General features: G+C 40.3%; 18 protein-coding genes. 4 read left to right on the top strand and 14 right to left on the bottom strand.

Translation table 11 applies throughout. The features are described from left to right. Positions 1–99: 99 nt before the first annotated feature. From ASF92_RS10435 to ASF92_RS10495, 13 genes are all read right to left on the bottom strand, one after another. On the bottom strand, positions 100–492 hold the full coding sequence (locus ASF92_RS10435) for a PleD family two-component system response regulator (protein ID WP_056092054.1): 393 nt from the start codon (positions 490–492) through the stop codon (positions 100–102). Beyond that, positions 482–2,038, bottom strand: coding sequence for a PAS domain-containing protein (locus ASF92_RS10440; RefSeq protein WP_056092056.1), 1,557 nt, complete (start codon positions 2,036–2,038; stop codon positions 482–484). Before ASF92_RS10440 ends, ASF92_RS10435 begins: the two co-directional genes overlap by 11 nt. A gap of 280 nt (positions 2,039–2,318) precedes the next feature. Further along, entirely contained in the window at positions 2,319–3,125 is an 807-nt protein-coding gene (locus ASF92_RS10445) for an inorganic diphosphatase (protein WP_056092059.1), read from the bottom strand. 6 nt (positions 3,126–3,131) lie between these two features. Further along, positions 3,132–3,806, bottom strand: coding sequence for a DUF6766 family protein (locus tag ASF92_RS10450; protein WP_231729790.1), 675 nt, complete (start codon positions 3,804–3,806; stop codon positions 3,132–3,134). Further along, positions 3,799–4,305 (bottom strand): CinA family protein, encoded by a 507-nt coding sequence (locus ASF92_RS10455; protein ID WP_056092061.1) that lies wholly within the window; start codon positions 4,303–4,305, stop codon positions 3,799–3,801. The genes ASF92_RS10450 and ASF92_RS10455 overlap by 8 nt, the downstream gene beginning before the upstream one ends. 356 nt (positions 4,306–4,661) lie before the next feature. Beyond that, positions 4,662–7,865 carry an error-prone DNA polymerase gene (locus ASF92_RS10460; protein ID WP_056092064.1) on the bottom strand — a complete coding sequence of 1,068 codons (3,204 nt, stop codon included), beginning with the start codon at positions 7,863–7,865 and terminating at the stop codon, positions 4,662–4,664. Positions 7,866–7,868: 3 nt separating this feature from the next. Beyond that, a complete protein-coding gene (locus ASF92_RS10465; protein WP_056092065.1) occupies positions 7,869–9,365 on the bottom strand; it encodes a DNA polymerase Y family protein in 1,497 nt (498 codons plus the stop codon). A 3-nt stretch (positions 9,366–9,368) separates the two neighbouring features. After that, the gene (locus tag ASF92_RS10470; protein WP_056092069.1) at positions 9,369–10,088 is read right to left on the bottom strand and encodes an ImuA family protein; all 720 of its coding nucleotides are present in this window, start codon (positions 10,086–10,088) and stop codon (positions 9,369–9,371) included. Positions 10,089–10,099: 11 nt separating this feature from the next. Beyond that, entirely contained in the window at positions 10,100–10,360 is a 261-nt protein-coding gene (locus ASF92_RS10475; RefSeq protein ID WP_157263830.1) for a hypothetical protein, read from the bottom strand. Positions 10,361–10,563: 203 nt separating this feature from the next. After that, positions 10,564–12,264, bottom strand: coding sequence for an alpha-amylase family protein (locus ASF92_RS10480; protein ID WP_056092075.1), 1,701 nt, complete (start codon positions 12,262–12,264; stop codon positions 10,564–10,566). Beyond that, on the bottom strand, positions 12,254–12,526 hold the full coding sequence (locus ASF92_RS10485) for a hypothetical protein (protein WP_056092077.1): 273 nt from the start codon (positions 12,524–12,526) through the stop codon (positions 12,254–12,256). Before ASF92_RS10485 ends, ASF92_RS10480 begins: the two co-directional genes overlap by 11 nt. Positions 12,527–12,661: 135 nt before the next feature. Beyond that, positions 12,662–12,877: a hypothetical protein gene (locus tag ASF92_RS10490; protein WP_056092080.1), complete on the bottom strand. Its 216-nt coding sequence runs from the start codon at positions 12,875–12,877 to the stop codon at positions 12,662–12,664. A 173-nt stretch (positions 12,878–13,050) separates the two neighbouring features. Then, positions 13,051–13,314 carry a hypothetical protein gene (locus tag ASF92_RS10495; protein WP_056092083.1) on the bottom strand — a complete coding sequence of 88 codons (264 nt, stop codon included), beginning with the start codon at positions 13,312–13,314 and terminating at the stop codon, positions 13,051–13,053. 270 nt (positions 13,315–13,584) lie between these two features. Between ASF92_RS10495 and ASF92_RS10500 the strand changes: the two genes are divergently transcribed. The 3 genes from ASF92_RS10500 to ASF92_RS10510 all read left to right on the top strand — a co-directional run bounded on the left by ASF92_RS10500 (position 13,585) and on the right by ASF92_RS10510 (position 14,793). After that, positions 13,585–13,818 (top strand): hypothetical protein, encoded by a 234-nt coding sequence (locus tag ASF92_RS10500; protein WP_056092086.1) that lies wholly within the window; start codon positions 13,585–13,587, stop codon positions 13,816–13,818. 211 nt (positions 13,819–14,029) lie between these two features. Beyond that, on the top strand, positions 14,030–14,386 hold the full coding sequence (locus ASF92_RS10505; protein ID WP_197413276.1) for a PleD family two-component system response regulator: 357 nt from the start codon (positions 14,030–14,032) through the stop codon (positions 14,384–14,386). A gap of 209 nt (positions 14,387–14,595) precedes the next feature. Then, positions 14,596–14,793, top strand: a complete 198-nt coding sequence (locus ASF92_RS10510; RefSeq protein ID WP_056092093.1) for a hypothetical protein — start codon at positions 14,596–14,598, stop codon at positions 14,791–14,793. A 402-nt stretch (positions 14,794–15,195) separates the two neighbouring features. Here ASF92_RS10510 and ASF92_RS10515 read toward each other — a convergent pair whose 3' ends face one another. Continuing rightward, on the bottom strand, positions 15,196–15,558 hold the full coding sequence (locus tag ASF92_RS10515; RefSeq protein ID WP_056092096.1) for a response regulator transcription factor: 363 nt from the start codon (positions 15,556–15,558) through the stop codon (positions 15,196–15,198). Positions 15,559–15,763: 205 nt separating this feature from the next. Here ASF92_RS10515 and ASF92_RS10520 point away from each other — a divergent pair, with 205 nt between their 5' ends. Then, complete coding sequence (locus ASF92_RS10520) at positions 15,764–16,843, top strand: HAMP domain-containing sensor histidine kinase (RefSeq protein ID WP_056092099.1); 1,080 nt, start codon at positions 15,764–15,766, stop codon at positions 16,841–16,843. The last annotated feature ends 44 nt before the right edge of the window (positions 16,844–16,887 follow it).

Raw genomic sequence — 16,887 nt, forward strand, 5'->3', positions numbered from 1 at the left:
CGCCAATTTATTTTAAACAGACGTTCTTATTGGTCAAAATTTCCCAATAATATTAGTAAAATATTTAATACTCAAAGACGCCTTTAACTAATTACAACCTTAAATTGTATTACTCATATGCGTAATATCCCCACTCAAACACGCATCCACAGAATCAATAAGCTCCTGATAATCAAATGGTTTAGCAATATATGCTGATGCACCCGCTTGCTGGGCTATTTTACGTCCATCCCTGCTGGCTGAAATTACAATTACAGGCAAATCATGCATATCGGAATTTGCGCGGATACTTTTAAGCAATTGATCGCCGGATATTACAGGCATCCATAAGTCTAATAAAATTAAATCAGGTGATTGTGTTTCTATAATGGATAACACATTCATGCTGTTATTTTCCAGTAATATTTCATGTCCGGTTTCTTCCAGAATTAAAGCAAGCATATCCAATATACCCTCATCATCGTCACAAACCAGTATTTTTTTAATTTCCATTTGCCTGCCCTTCTCCTATTGGTAAAGTGAAACTGAAAGTAGAACCCTCCCCTTTTTTACTGTCAACCCATAACGTTCCCTTATGATTTTTAATTATCTGATCACAAATGTATAAGCCGATACCCATGCCAGGAAAGCGTTCTTGTACATCGCCGACCCTAAAAAACCGTTCGAAAACTTTCTTTTGATCTTCAATACTAATACCTAAGCCATGGTCTGTAACAGACACTTTCACATACTCGCTTACCCTTGATAAATGAATAAAAATTTCTTTCGATTCCGGCGAATATTTAACGGCATTAGAAAGCAAATTATTAACAACCTGTATCAAATGCGATTCATCTCCTTCAATGAGCGAATTGGTACTGCCTTTGAGTATAAAATGATGCGACGGTGTGGAAGTTTGCATAGCTTCAATTGTTTCGCCTATCATCGCATCAAAGTTAAAGGGCGTCTTATGAAGCTCTATTTTTCCACTTTGTATGCGCGATACGTCGAGCAGTTCTGCTATCAGATTATTTAAACGGTCTACATAAACCGCTACTTTATCCAGTGTAGTCTTGAAGCGCTCGCCTGCTTCGGAACTTACCATGCGCTGTAATGCCTGGATGTAACCTTTAATGGTTGTTAAAGGAGTTTTTAATTCGTGACTGGCGATAGATAAAAAATCATCTTTTCTACGCTCAATCTCCCGCCTGTCTGTGATGTCTTCAATAGCCAGTAATATCTGATCTTTGTACTGCCCCTCAAGTTCGACACGATAAGCATTCAGCAACATGAGTTTTCGCCCTATATGCGGAAAATCATGCTCCACTTCAAAATCGACTACAGGGTTATTTGTCGGAAGAATTTTTACCAGCAATTCTTTCAGCTGAGGAATGTCCCATTGATGATTGCCGAGTTCATAAAGGTGCTTGTTAACCGTTTCTTCAGAACTTACTTTGAATGTCTTCAAGAAATGTCCGTTTGCACTAATTACATTAAATTGTGGGTCCAGAACCAGAAGACTTTCCCTTACGGTTTGAATAATACTGCTTAAAAACGCCTCACTATCACGAAGTTCTGCTGTGCGCTCTTCTATCTTTTTCTCCATCAAATCTTTCTGCTGACGAAGGTCTTGCTCTGCTTTTTTTCTGTCAGTAACGTCGTTCTGTACCCCTATAAAGTGTGTTATATGGCCTGATTTATCTTTAACTGGCGACATGTAAAGTTCATTCCAGAATAAATCTCCATTCTTTCTATAATTTCTGATTTCTACCAGACAATCACTCCCAATTTTAATACAATCCGATAGCTTTTGCCTTGCGGGCTGCGCACGATCATCTTTTTGGAGGAAGCGACAATTATGTCCAATAATCTCAGAACGCTGATAGCCACTAATTTTTTCGAAAGCCTTATTGCAATAAACAATTGGATTATCAGGCTGGTTATTATCTGTTATGATAATCCCTGAAATGGAAGCATCTAAAGCCTTAACCAATAATTCAAAATTATCTGTTAGGGATTCTCCCGAAAGGTTAAATTTACCGTTCCTAAATGTGTTCAAACCAGTATCTGTATGTTAAATTTAAAATATTTTAAGCTAAAACAGGTAGTTTGTTGATTTGTTTTAAAACTAATACACCTGCAGGCGCTAAATTAATTGAATTTTTAAAGATGTAAAAAAAATTGTATTTCTATGTTGTGATATTAAATCAAAATAAAAACACAGTCTGTTGAACGGGGATTTTCAGAATGATAACTATTCTTATTTTTTGGAACTCTTATATCCAACTTCATACAAAAAGAATGATTTCTGGCGGGTATAAAAAACAAACGGTATTTTTTTAATTATCCTTTAGCATAACTGCCTGCATCCAGCGAATAAGTATTTCTTTTTCTTCCATGTCCGTTTCGAGTTCTGATTTAAGCTTTTTCCAGAATGCGTCCTCAAAATTTCCTGCCATAATTTCGATTACGATGAGTTCATTCTTTTCGTGGCGACCAGTTTCCTTCCAGAAACCATCGACCGGACTTTGTGCATAAATGCTTATACCTCCGAATTTATCGGTCAGCATTTTTCTGTACTTATCCAGTAAGCTGGAAAATTTCTGATCGGATTTTATTGGTAAAAAAAGCTGTATAAGTATGTCTTGTCGGTTATTTTTTCTGATGCCCGTATCAATCCGTTTTTGTGCAGCAACAGGGCCTAACGTACCGGTTATGTTAAATACTTTTCCGGCCTGCTCATTATAGGAAATGAAAAAATGTTTAAGCTGTTCCAATAGTTCCTTATCCAGTTCATTAATGTCTTGAATGTGTTTATAAAGCTTGCTTATAGCCGGGATACCAATGAACCGATCATTTTCTGTTGTATTTCCATCCTGCTCGCGTTGCGTCGCTGTTATTACCCCAATAATCCTGCAATCCACTGCGCATCCCGTAAACGTACCCGATTCTGAAAACACCATAACATCCAGGGGATCTCCATCCGCTCCAAGTGTACCTGGAATAAATCCAAAATCAAACGGAAAGACCGTCCCTGAGGGCATTATTTTATTGAGCACAAAAACATTTTGTTCTGGCTCGAAATCAAATTTCTGACTGCTTCCTTTCGGAGTTTCTACAATTATCCTGGTCAGTTTCTCCTTCATGTACGGCTATTTTCCGGTTTCCAGGTTTGGTGCATCAACAGGTTTCGATTCTGGAGACCCCTTTTGTCTTAAAAATATTGTTAGAATGACGATGGAAGCGACAGATAAAAATTCGCTCTGCCAGTTCTGAAATGTTTCAAACCAGAAGTTTGCCTCACTAAGGTATGTAAATACAGAAACTGCTGCCTTTCCTTTTAAAATTTGTTCGTTATTGTGATCCGTCCAGCTTCCATAGAAGTGAAGTCCCCAGCTTACGAAAAACAATATTCCGAATGCAATAGAAAGGGAATGCGAATACAGTTTTAAAATCAAGCCGCCTTTTCTTACCGGCCAGGGGGCTTCAGGCGATGGCACCGGCTCACGGTCTACCTCTTCATGTTCATCAATTTTTTTGGATTCGGCAGAGCCGATTTGCCGTAACGAGATGGTTAATAAGACGTACAGTGCCATTTGTAGAAACTCACTTTCAAAATTTTCGAATGTTGCAGAAATGAAGTGCCCTGAAGCAAGGTAATTACCTAGGGAAAGACCCTGTGCACCAAGTTCATCAAGCTCCTCGTTATGGGTTTTCCATCCGGTAAATGCCTGCGCTAAAAGTGTAATGATAAATATACTGATAAAGAAAACGGAAAGTCCATTCCGGAAAAGCCAGCTTTTCACTGGTTTGTTTGTATTACTCATATTCATCTGGTTTTGGTATCGACAATAAGTATTCATGCAAAAGCTCCGCACAACTTTCTACAGTTCCTGAAACGATCTCTTTTCTATCTCCGGAAAAATTAAGACGGCGGGAAAAAATAAGTTCTTTATCCTTGCACCCATAAATAAACATCGTACCAACAGGTTTTTCAGGTGTCTCACTCCCCCCCGGGCAAGCCAATCCTGTAACACCAATATGAATATCGGCTGGAATGAGCGCTGGGAGTCCGAGCGTAATTGCCTTCGTTACCTCCATAGATTCGGGGGTAAACTGGTTTATCAACTTTTCATCAACCCCTAATAAACTTTTTTTAAGCTCCGCATCGTAACAGGCTATTCCACCCTTTAAGAATTTTCCGGCATTATCAATTAAAGAGAATTCCGAACAGAGCCAACCTGCTGTAGCACTTTCTGCAAAAGCTATTGTTAAACCATGCTCAATTAACAGTTTACCCAGAACCTGCATAATTCCGTTTTTCATATTTGGTAATTTATTAATATCTGCTTACTAAACATTTGATGCGTGTGCTAGGTTTTCTATTATTTAATATTTCGCGCAAGTCTGCATAAGGATGGTCACATTGCCTTATTAATTGGTTCCATTAAGCAAACGTACAAAATATGGTCGCTGGCTTAATCTTCTTCCATTCGCAAGCTTTTTTCGAATAGGATTCATACTGTAATTTAATTTGAGTTAAGACCATCCGAGAAACATTTTTTCGTGAAACTTTTTTTGTTTCGGGAAAAAACGTTTCAATTCAGCTAACCCAAACCGGTAACGTCAGCCTGCCCTCATCCTCCATTCCTGAATCAGGCATGAAATAGTTAAGATTTGCTTTAGTGAAAATTTCGTCCCTTATGAAAGGCACTTTCAGCACCAGTATCCCCTGGAATAGAATGTCCTTCGTGATTGGCCGGCTTTGCCGAATCTTGTACCTGAATCGATTGCTGTGATAGATTTGTTTCGGTTAAACTGCGTAACAAGGGGCTCAAATTAAAGCATTGCCAAACGACGAGGTGCGTTACCCCATAAGCCATCTGTAATTTTCCTTTCACCATCAGCAATTTTGACTGAACAATTTCCTTACGGTATTTATCAAACAAGGACTGCCATACAACAAGATTTGCTGAACCTGTTTCATCTTCGAGGGTAATGAATAAAACACCTTTAGCGGTACCAGGGCGCTGCCTGACTGTTACTAATCCTGCAATGCTCACTAACTCCCCATCTTTCATCCCCAACATATCAATTATCCGAACATTGCCCAGCTGCCGCAATTGCATTCTAACCAGGCCAACAGGGTGGTCTTTAAGAGACAATCCGGTCGAAATGTAATCCTGCACCACATGTTCACCCTGAGTCATCAGTGATAGTGGTATTTCCGGTTCCAGAACGGTTTCTGATAACTGACCATCAAACAAGCCTATTGGCCTGTCGGCCAATGCGGAAACTTCCCAAAGTGCCATACGCCGGTCAGCACCCAGTGAACGGAAGGCATCTGCATCGGCCAGTTTCTCCAACGCTGCCTCAGGAACACCTGATGCCCTTAATTGATCGATGTGCTGGTAACCCTGATTGCGCATGATGACCAACTGCAGCATATCATCTTCTTTCAAACCTTTTATCTGGCGGAATCCCAATCGCACGGTATGGTATTTCCCATCTTTAGTTTCCAATACATTATCCCATTCCGAATAGTTAATATCCACAGGCAATACCATAACCTGGTGGTTCCTGGCATCCTGAACAATTTGAGCAGGCTGATAAAAACCCATTGGTTGACTATTTAATAATGCTGCGCAGAATACATCAGGATAGTGGCATTTGATCCAGGATGAGATGTAAACCAGTAAGGCAAAAGAGGCTGCATGGCTTTCGGGAAAACCATAACCCTCAAAACCTTGTAACTGCTTAAATATCCGGCGTGCAAAACCTTCTTCATAACCACGTGCAGTCATGCCATCAACCAGCTTCTTTTCATAAATATGGAGCTTGCCATTGGCTTTAAAGGAAGCCATGCTCCGCCTTAACTGATCCGCTTCAGCAGGTGTAAAACCTGCCGCAACAATGGCTATTTCCATGGCTTGTTCCTGAAAAAGCGGTACCCCCAATGTACGCTTAAGTATTTCTTCCAGTTCTGGCTTAGGGTATTCAGGAAATTCTTCTTCATTCCTTCTACGCAAGTATGGGTGCACCATATCGCCCTGAATCGGGCCGGGCCTTACAATGGCAACTTCTATAACCAGGTCATAGAATTCACGCGGTTTCAGCCTCGGCAACATAGACATTTGTGCACGGCTCTCGATCTGGAAAACACCAACAGTATCTGCCTTGCAGATCATATCATAAACAGCCGGGTCATCCTGCGGTACATTGGCCAGGTTAAATTTTCGGCCGTAATGCTTTAATATTAAATCGAAAGCTTTACGAATCATGGTTAACATACCCAGACCTAAAACGTCTACTTTTAGAATCTGCAGGTCTTCCAGGTCGTCTTTATTCCATTCTACCTGGGTACGGTTTTCCATACGGGCATTCAATACCGGGCAGAGATCGGATAATTTACCTTCAGTAATTACAAATCCACCGGTGTGCTGCCCTAGTTGCCTTGGAAAGCCGATTAGCTGGCATGTGAGTTCGAGCACTTTCAGGATGAGCGGGTCTTTTGGGTTTAACCCGTTATCCCGCAGTCGTTTTTCGTCAAATCCTTCTTCATAAAAATCCCATATTGTGGCGCCAATACGCTTGATGGTATCTTCTGATAAGCCCATTGCTTTACCAACATCCCGTATGGCACCTTTGTGCCTTTCCTGGGTAACTGTTGCAACAATAGCCGCCCGGTCTCTTCCGTAATCATTATAAATAAACTGAATGATTTCTTCCCGGCGCTCATGCTCAAAATCAACATCGATATCAGGCCATTCGTCGCGGGCATCAGACATAAACCTGGAGAATAATAAACGGGATTTAGAGGGGTTTACCGCTGTAATGCCCAGGCAATAGCAAACCGTAGAGTTTGCTGCCGATCCACGACCCTGATGCAGGATACCTAAATCTTCTGCCTTTTGTGTGTAACGGAAAACGCGCAGGAAATACCAGGCCAGCTTTCGCTTTTGAATAAAGTTTAATTCAAATTCAATTTGCTTTATATGCTTCTCTTCTATCGGATCCCCAAAACGCTCCTTCGCTCCATCCCAGGTAAGCTTGGTAAGTTGCTGCTGTGAGGTCATGCCATTTACTATCTTATCCTCGGGTTCGAGGTATTTAAGTTCATCAAGCGAAAAATTGCAGGCATCAGCAATAAAAAGTGCATTCGACAGTGCTTCAGGATAGGCTTTAAACAAGCGATAAACTTCTGTTGCAGGCTTAAGGTATCGTTCTGCATTTGGATGGAGCTTAAAACCGGCATCATGAATCGTACATTTTTCACGGATACAGGTTAATACATCCTGTAGTTCACGGCGCTCGGCACAATGATAGTGTACATCGCCTGTGGCAACCAATGGCACCCCTGTTTCTTTCAACCGGAATAACCTTTTGGCATCCTGGCCCTGGTAATTAAAAGATGCTGAAAGATAAAGCGAGTTGCCGAATTGTTCCCGGTATTCGGCCAGGTTGCGGAGAAAGCTGGGATCCAGTTCGAACTGTTGATTCAGTTGTTCTGGCGGAACTGCAATAAAAAGAATACTTTCTTTGTGCGCATAAACGTCTCTTTTGTACAATTCACAGTTACCCTTATCAGTCCGTAAATTACCTTCAGTTAGTAAAGCGGATAAGCGGGCATAAGCATTGTGGTTTATTGGATAAGCCAGTAAACTGGGTCCGTCAACCAAATCCAGCCGGCAGGCTGGAATAAACCGAATATTTTTCCCCCTGGCTTCCATGTGCGCCCGCACAATTCCGGCCAATGAATTCCGATCGGTGATGGCAATCGCTGTGTAACCCAAAGCAACCGCCTGTTCTACAAGTTCGTGCGGATGTGAACCACCCCGCAAGAAGCTGAAGTTTGAAGTGACCTGTAATTCTGCGTATGCTGTCATTTGTTAAGAAAAGTATCCATGTAAATACCAGGCTGGGCTATCACCATTATAAGGACCGGACCGAAACACCCAGTAACGCTGTCCATCGCTATCCTCCACAGCATAATAATCCCGGTGTTCGCCGTTATCCCGCCACCATTCCCGTCCGATACGCTCTGGGCCATCGGCTTTAATAATGGTATGCCGCTTTTTTTTATATATAAACATTTTTGGTGGATTGTCTGGAACCAATGCCATTACCTGAATGCGTTCGGGTATGGCAAGCAACCGGATTGGCCGCATTTGTACAGGCCATTTGGTTCCCGGTTCCTCCTTTAGTGAAGTGGCTAATTTAACGGACTGCTCGGGCCAGTAATGTTCCGCAGGTAAATAACGCCCGATTGCAGCTGCACCAATTTTACCTGCCACCCGGTCGAGCAATTCTGCCAGTGCAGCATCTTCCAGACCCTTGGCTTCTGCCCATAATTGTTCCTGAACCACATCTACATCCTCAACTTTAAGTGCTTCCAGTATAAAAAGATCGATGCCTAGGGCAGGTTCAATTTTTGCAATTTGTAAATTAAATAATTTACGCAAATGCTGGAGGTTTTGCGATCCCCGGTTTGTGGTAATGCCCACCTGCACTTTTCGCCCATCTATGCGATGGCATTTAAGCACCGCTTTCCGCAGCCCTTTCCCTTCTGTTTTTAAACGAATGCATAAAGCAGACAATAGTTTTTCGATGGCGATTTCTATCCCCAAAGCTGTACGTATTGGTTCGAGACAAGGCAAACGCTCTACATAAGGAACCGGTGGCACAAGAGGCACTAACTCTTCTTCTTTTTTACCCAAAGCCTGATCAATACGAAGCAATAGCATATTGCCAAACCTTCTGCGCAATACGGAAGCAGGTATGGAAATTAAATTACCAACCGTTCTAAAACCCAGTTTTTGCAATCTTTCGAGTATATCCGGCTCAAGCCTTAATGCTGCCGGAGGCAATGTGGCTAATGCTTTTATTTGCATACCGCTTTCAACAATGGGGTTTGTTTTAGCATAACGCGATATGGCCCAGGCTGCACCAGGTGTATCTGCAATCGCCGCCCTGGCATCAAAGCCGGAATTCCTTAATTTTAAAACGATTTCTTTCAGGTAAGTCCGTTCATCTACCCAAAGGTGGGCACAACCTGAAATGTTAAGCATAAGGCCATCGGGCAAATCAATTGCAACCACAGGCGTATAACGGATACACCATAAACCTAAAAGCCTTAATAATTTCGCTGATTTCCCGGGGGTATCATTAATTACCAGTAGTTCTGCTACCGCAGCCCGGGCGTCTGCTGCTGCCATACCAGTAAAAACACCTTGTTGTTCGGCTGCTGCACTGGAAGCTGTAACGATCATTTTGTTCTTGACTGTCGCCGCGAGCACAAAAGGTAATCCCTTCAAATCAGGCCGGCGAAGTGCCAGCCCATCCGTCAGCAAATGCCGGAACCATATGGCCATATACCTTTTCTGCATTGATCACCCTGCCTTTCTTTTTTCTTCCAGAACAAGGTGTTCAACAGGCATGAACCTGCCGTTATTCCATTCCAATACCCAGCTACCTGGTTTACCGTTGCGTACTTTTAATAAATTTACCTGCCAGCGGAAAAAGCCTAAACCTGGCAAGCCATTCAGATCCGCACTTGGCATTGGTTTTACCTGCCAGCGCGCTGTGCAAGCTGTCGCACTCAGCTTAGCAGTGGCATTTCGCAGCACAAAACAAGTTACCCGGCTTTGCTCAACAGTAAGCTGTAAACGCTGCGACTGCTTAAAATTAAGTTCCTGCACCTCACAGACAACTGCAGTTAATCCCGAACATTTCAAGGCTTCCTCCATCACCCAAAGGGCATCTTCATCTTTACTCAGGCTTATAAAAACCACCCGGTGCGGTTCTATACCGAATACCGTCATTGCCGGGGCAAACAGGGGTTTTGCTTTACTAATCCAAACACAGATTCCATCCTGCTTCATCAGTGAGGATAAAATGCCAGTTACCAATCCTCCACCAGCAGCAGCCTGTTCAGCAGAATTGCAAATAAACTCATGTAACGCAGCAACCGGAAAAATACCGTTTGGAAAAGCGGACTCCACAGGACCAAGGCCAATCAAATTGTGCAAACCGGCAAGCGGCGGGCGGTAACCCTCCATTTGCAAAATGTTTTGCCTAAGTTTTTGTATGATGTCTTTCTTGCTTTCCATTTGTCATCAGATCATAAATTGCGAATTGATAAACCATTCAACGAAAGCTGAAAACCTGAACTCATGGCATCAGTACGTGGTTTATAAACAAAATCTTCATTTAAAATCCTGTTGTGGTGAAGCCTGATGTAATCTGCGGGCTGTATTAATAAAGATGGCCTTTTGCCAGAGGCGTGGGATGCAGGTAAAAATTGTGACTTATAAATCACACCCTCCTGCTGAGAAAGTAATTCCTTTGCGTGCCTCCGGGTCAATTTTTGTCTTAATTTCATATCCATACAATTCCAATCTTTAAACTACAAAATAATACTAAAAATATTAGTATTACAAATATTAAAATAGATTTGTTGGATTTATCATTAAGAAATTATCTAACATTTTGATTCTTAATTAATTAAATTAATAATAATCAACCCTTAAAAAACTAAATATTTTAGTAAACCCTTTAGTAGAGTTGCTTAAAAATCAGCGTGCATCAACCTTTAAGCCAGAGTCTTTCATAAGCTTTTAATTTCAATTTTCCTTTTGCCTCTAATCGCTGTTCACCAACAAGAACCTCTTCCTTACCTGTTAGGGGAATTTCTACTTCAATAGCTTTAGCACTGAAATTATGAACAATAGTAATTTGTCCCGAGTGGGATTTGTATCGGATGGCAAAAACGGCGTCGTTTCTTAAATTTAACACCTCCCAGTCTGATGTGCCAATTTCAGGCAAGGATTTTCTTATTCTTATTAAGGATTTTATAAAATTCAGTAAAGATTTCCTATCCTTCAGTTCTGAAGCAACATTAACTTGATGGTATGCATAATCACCCATCGATATCACCGGTCTTACAGTTTGCTTTGCCATGCTGAATCCTGCATTGTTCTTATTGTCCCATTGCATGGGCGTACGAACGGACAGCCTTTCCTGCAATGTCAAATCATCGCCCATTCCAATTTCTTCTCCATACCGTATAACGGCCGCACCTGGCAATGCATACAGGACACTGTATGCCATTTTTAATTGTTCGGGATTGTTAAGCATTGTTGCTAAACGACGCCTGATCCCACGATTGTACAGCTGCATATTTGGTTCGGGGCCAAATTTTTCATAGACTTTATTGCGCTGGGATTTCTTCAGCCTTCCTAAATCAATCTCATCATGGTTACGTAGAAAATAAGCCCACTGCGAAGTTTTTGGTTTTTGCCTGGTTTCATTCAACGCAGTGATAAGCGTTGTTGTTTTTCCTTCGGCCATGGAATAAAACAGATACTGATTCACATAAAAATTGAACATCATTTGTAAACGGTCGCCATTTTTACCGAAGTAGTCGGTATTTTCTTCCGGGCTTACATTAGCTTCACCCAAAAGCAATGTTTCTTTATCAATCAATTTTGCACCTCTTACGATGGAATCCAGTACACCAAACATCTTTGCGGGGTCTGCCGCTCCAGATTCCGGCACATCGATAATGAAAGGAACCGCATCAAGCCTGAAACCATTTATTCCCTTTGCAGACCAGAATTGCAAAATCTTAATGGCTTCCTCCTGCACCTCCTTATTCTGATAATTCAGATCAGGTTGAAAATCATAAAACCGATGGAAGTAATATTGCTTTGCTATTTCATCATAGGACCAGGATTGTGTTTGAAAACCTTCAAATACCATTCCTTTATCAAAATCTTTGGGTTTGGTTGCTGACCATACATATCTTGAACGGTATTTTCTACTGCTGTCGGATCGTGCTTTTTTATACCAGGGATGATCTATAGACGTATGGTTAAGCACCATATCCATCACGATTTTCAATTTATGTTTCTTAGCTTCAGCTATAAAGTTATCAAAATCGGCCATGGTACCTAACCTTGGATCGATTCCATAATAATCAGTTACATCATAACCATCATCTCTATCAGGAGTAGGCTGAAATGGCGAAAGCCATATTACATTAATTCCCAACGAATCCAGGTAAGGAAGTTTCTCGCTTAGCCCTTTAAAATCACCTATCCCATCGCCATCGCTATCTTTAAAGACATCGACATCAAGGTTATAGAAAATGCTATTGCGGTACCACTTATCCGGAACTGCTGCTGAAAAATCTTTAGCCCTTTGTTTGCAGCAGACTAAACTTAGGGAAATGAAAAGGAATAATCTATGAATTAACAGGTATTTATTAAAATACTTAAGTTTCATTTCTAAAAACTTTGTTATTGTTTTGCTTTAGCCTGGTTTTCTCTGGAGGTTTTCGTTTAGCGGAATCATTTTTTGATGGCTTGTTTTTTAAGCTATCCTGCTTTGGCCATTTATTGGATTTAGGATTGTACTTGACTGGCTTTGGAACCGGCTTTTTAATCAGCGTATCATCAGTACTTCTTTGCCGGGTTCCCGTTGGTACCTGACTGAATGCAAAAGTGGAAAAGACTATTGCAAATAAAAAACAGAACAGCAATTTCATCTCAAAACATTTTAAGCGTCATGAATAATTGATATGCTAAGACTAGCAACAACTGCGGCCTGTTCTTACAACCAGCTTAAACCGCAGTTGGGCTTATTAAACCTTAGATATTCCTATAAAAGCATAGGCATACCATTATCTACCTGAACCAGGTGTGTTCAGGCTATCTCTTTTACTGCTATCAGCCATTGTTGTATCCTGCATAGTAGAATCCTGCATTGGTTCGGTAGCACTCATGGAACTCATACTTGTATCAGATCCTGTTGAATCCGCACTGCCGGATTTAGAGTTTGAATTACAAGCCACTGCAATGGATACAAGCATACTTGCTAAAAAAAGGTACTTTTTCATCGTTTTTTAATTAAGAGTTTACCCTTAAAGAATGGTCTTTCGATTAAAAAAGTTTTAGGGTTTAATGATTCCATGATAAAACAGGTATTTATCATAACGCCTACGTATTTAACGCATAGGTGCGTGATTTGCTTCAAAATTTATATCTGAGCCGGGATAAAACCACCAATGTTCTAGTTTTTCTTTACAGTATTAGGCATGTTTCCTGCATGACCGTCATTGCCTTTATCTGGGTCTGCCCTGGCTTCCTCCGAGCCAAAATCACCCTCTCCCACTTCACGACTCAAAAAACCGGCATCGCTTTTTACTTTATTAATTTCATTATTGTCATTACTGCGATACCTTGGCACTTGGTTATCGGGCATATTGGTTCGTTCAGCACTATTTTCTGCTTGCGGATCGCCAAGATTTTCGTTTTTTTCATTTTTAGTTTCCATAGTCTTATATCTTTTAAAATATAACAACCTGTTTAGCTTAAGGTTTTAGTGATGTGAATTGAAAGCACTTCATAAATTTATAAACACATCCCGGGTTGTCAGGCAAGTGGAGGAAATGCAAATGTTATCATGCGTTCATAACGGATGGATTATCTTTATTAAGTTAAAACTAAAAAAATACGCAGTTGTTAATTAACTAAAGAGTCAGAATAGAAGACAGATAAATTATTGAAATTTTATGTCCATCTAAGATATAATGTATAAATAATTATGGCACAAAAAAATAACAATAGCGCTGATACCGATGATGCGCAGGAAAAACAAAACCAAAAGGCCTTAGGCAATACGGATGTAAGCAGTACAACAGGAGCTGATGAACTAAAAAGCACTCCGAAAATTACAGGTACTGGCTCCAATCCTCCTGCAGCTGCTCCTGAATCCCTAATTGTGCATGAAGATGAGGATGATGAAAACAGATATGAAAATCATAAACCCGGGAATTAGAACTCATCAAAAAAGACATTATACTATTTAAATATAGCACCAACAGAAAGTAATTTTCTTCATTGCACAGGCATCTTAAATAATTAAGGTTACGGAAAATACGTAATCATTGATTTAAACTACCTTTTTACAAGTAAAATGAATTCAAATACGAATAGATTTGCTAAATTCATTTATCTAAAATTGAGCTTAGTAGTTTAAATTAATGAAAATGTCGAAAATTCTTGTTCTCGATGATGATTTCAGCAATGCTGATGCAATCAAAACAGTCCTGGAAGATCAGGACTTCCTTGTAACCAGCATCAATCAGTCAGATGCCTTGAAAGAAACCATAAATAGCTTTAAGCCAGACCTTATTGTAATGGATATTTTACTTGACAAAGGAGATGGGCGTGAGTTATGCAACGAATTGAAAATTGATCGTCAGACAAAACATATTCCGGTTTTGCTGATTACCGCAATGCTTGAATCACAGGCCTCAAAAATACCTAATCTGGCAGACGATATTATTTTTAAACCCTTTAATTACAACGCACTTCAAGACAAGGTGACCAGGTTAATACATTAAAATGCCAGGTAATGCGAGACTTTTTCATCTTAAGAACTTTTTAGTTCTATGATAATTCCTTCGTCTGCCGCTACATATCCCCAGTCTTAAATAAGGTTAGCCTACGGTAAATACGCATACATGCTACAAATCAGCAAGTAACTACCTGAAAATAAAAAAACTAAACCATTTTTTTTTCGCTTCGTTTTTTCAATAAAATAATAATAGATATGGAACAAGAGAAAAGCAGTGCTCGAAGGGATCGGATCTCCATAGCAGAAAAAGCAATTGATGAAAGCCTACAGTATAAGCAACCTGAAAGCAATCAGGACCTGGCAAAAAAACTGTACAAACTCAGGGAAATAAAAGGAGAAATTTCCCCTTTGAAATGGAAGTCACCAACAAACGGAATAGCCGGTTTGTTGTAAAATGACATGCAGAACCAGCGGTCGAAACTGCTGGTTCTGCTTTATTTACCAGGATAGCATTTTGGCGGTTAACTATTAAATTATTCCTTTCTGACCGAAGATGATAAAAGTCATGAGCAGGGAACAAATGCTTTTAAATTCCTGTATTAAAACCAGTATAATTCCGAAACGAAATCCATATTTAAGGTATTTAACCTATAAAATTTTTCAGATTAGCTATTGATTTCCTGAAATTATCCAAAATCGCTCTCAATTTGGATCAAGGATAAGATATAATTAAGTTATCCTTGGTGTATCGATTGCAAACACCCATTCATCCTTACCAAACTATGTTTAAAGCTTTCATCAAAACAACAACCACGCCCTATTTTTGAAAAAGGATTATCTTATATGAAATTCCTTCTATGTCTGAACGCTTTCTACTTTCAATATAAGTTTGTCAATATCAAATGGCTTTGCAACATGGCCATCGGCCATACAATTTCTTGCGAGGGTTTCTAAATCCGTTTCGGCAGATAGGAGAACGACCGGAAATATCTGATCAGCAGGTAGCTTCTTGATATCTGCACAAATTTCATCCCCTCTTTTTGATGAGCCGGTAAGATTAATATCCAGCAAAACCACGTCTGGTGAAAGTAATGCGATTTCCATTACTTCCATGCTTTTTGCAAAAGAGCTCACATGATAGCCTTCATTTTCGAAAAGGTAAACCAGAAGTTCGAGGATATTATCATCATCTTCGATTATTACGATGCGCTTGGCCATGATCAAAGATGGGTTTAGTATTGTTCATTTATAACCCTGTCTATTCCATATTGTTTTACCTTTTCATTTTAAGGGGTTACCGAACTATTGAAGCATTGCTTGCAGCTTTTAGTACCTGAAATTTAGATTCCGGATGTATAAAAATACCTGAAAATATTGCATACCTTGCATTGCCTCTGCGGATTGATCCATGTGGCAAATTTGCATGCAAAATAAGAACGAACAAATAAGCTCGCTCATTGAACTTAATGAAGAGTTGGAGAATTATTTCAGAAATACGATAATACCACAACTTTTCATTGATGCGCATCTTATTTTAAGAAAATTTACCCCACCTGCAATGCGCCAGTTCAGTCTAAAGCTCACAGATGTAGGCAGGCCGCTGGCTGATATCAGGGAACATTTTCGTTTTCCCACCATAATGGAGAATATCCAGCATGTAATCGATACTGGTGAAGTTCTTGAAAAAGAGATCCAAACCACCGACCTCCGATGGTATCAAATGAACATCATTCCCTATCTCGTTCTAAAAGGCAAGAAGACGAATGGTGTAATTGTAACGTTTGTAGAGATTACCATGCGGATACGTGACTTAAAAGAGCAGGAAAAGCTTATCGCAGAGCATGAGCTTCTGCTAGACACGATTTCTCATGATATTAAGACACCACTGACCAGTTTGGGTCTAACGATAGAGATGTTAAAGCAATTGCCGGAAAAAGGCATGCAACGATTTCCCGTGTTATTGGAAAAGGTAGAGAACAGTCTGATAAAAATGCAGCATATCATCCACGACCTTACCGATTCACGTGAACATGAACACCGTTACAAAGCTGTTGAAGAAATCCTGGATTTTGAGCACATTCTGGAAGACGTGAGACTCACATTAGCGCCACAAATTAAAGAAGCTAATGTGAAGATTAAAACGGATATCGGTTTTTCAGAAATCGTATTTATCCGTAGAAAGCTACGAAGCGCAATATACAATTTGGTAAACAACTCCATTAAGTACCGATCGGAGGACCGGACTCCGCAAATTCTTATCAAAACCTACAAAGAAGACGATAATATGGTGATTACGGTATCGGATAACGGCATGGGCATTGCGGAATCAGAGACAGCTAACATCTTTCATAAGTACCACCGTGTATCCGGATCGGGAGAAGGCTCCGGAATAGGACTTTACCTGGTGAAAGAAATCATGGAGGCTTCGGGTGGCAGGATTACCGTTTCAAGTGAACTTGGCAAGGGTTCCGTATTTACGCTCTATATAAAAATTACTAATTAACATTATTCTTCCTGAATTAGCACAGGAATGTTTAAAAAACGGTA

The organism is Pedobacter sp. Leaf176 (assembly GCF_001424305.1).
Lineage (GTDB): Bacteria > Bacteroidota > Bacteroidia > Sphingobacteriales > Sphingobacteriaceae > Pedobacter.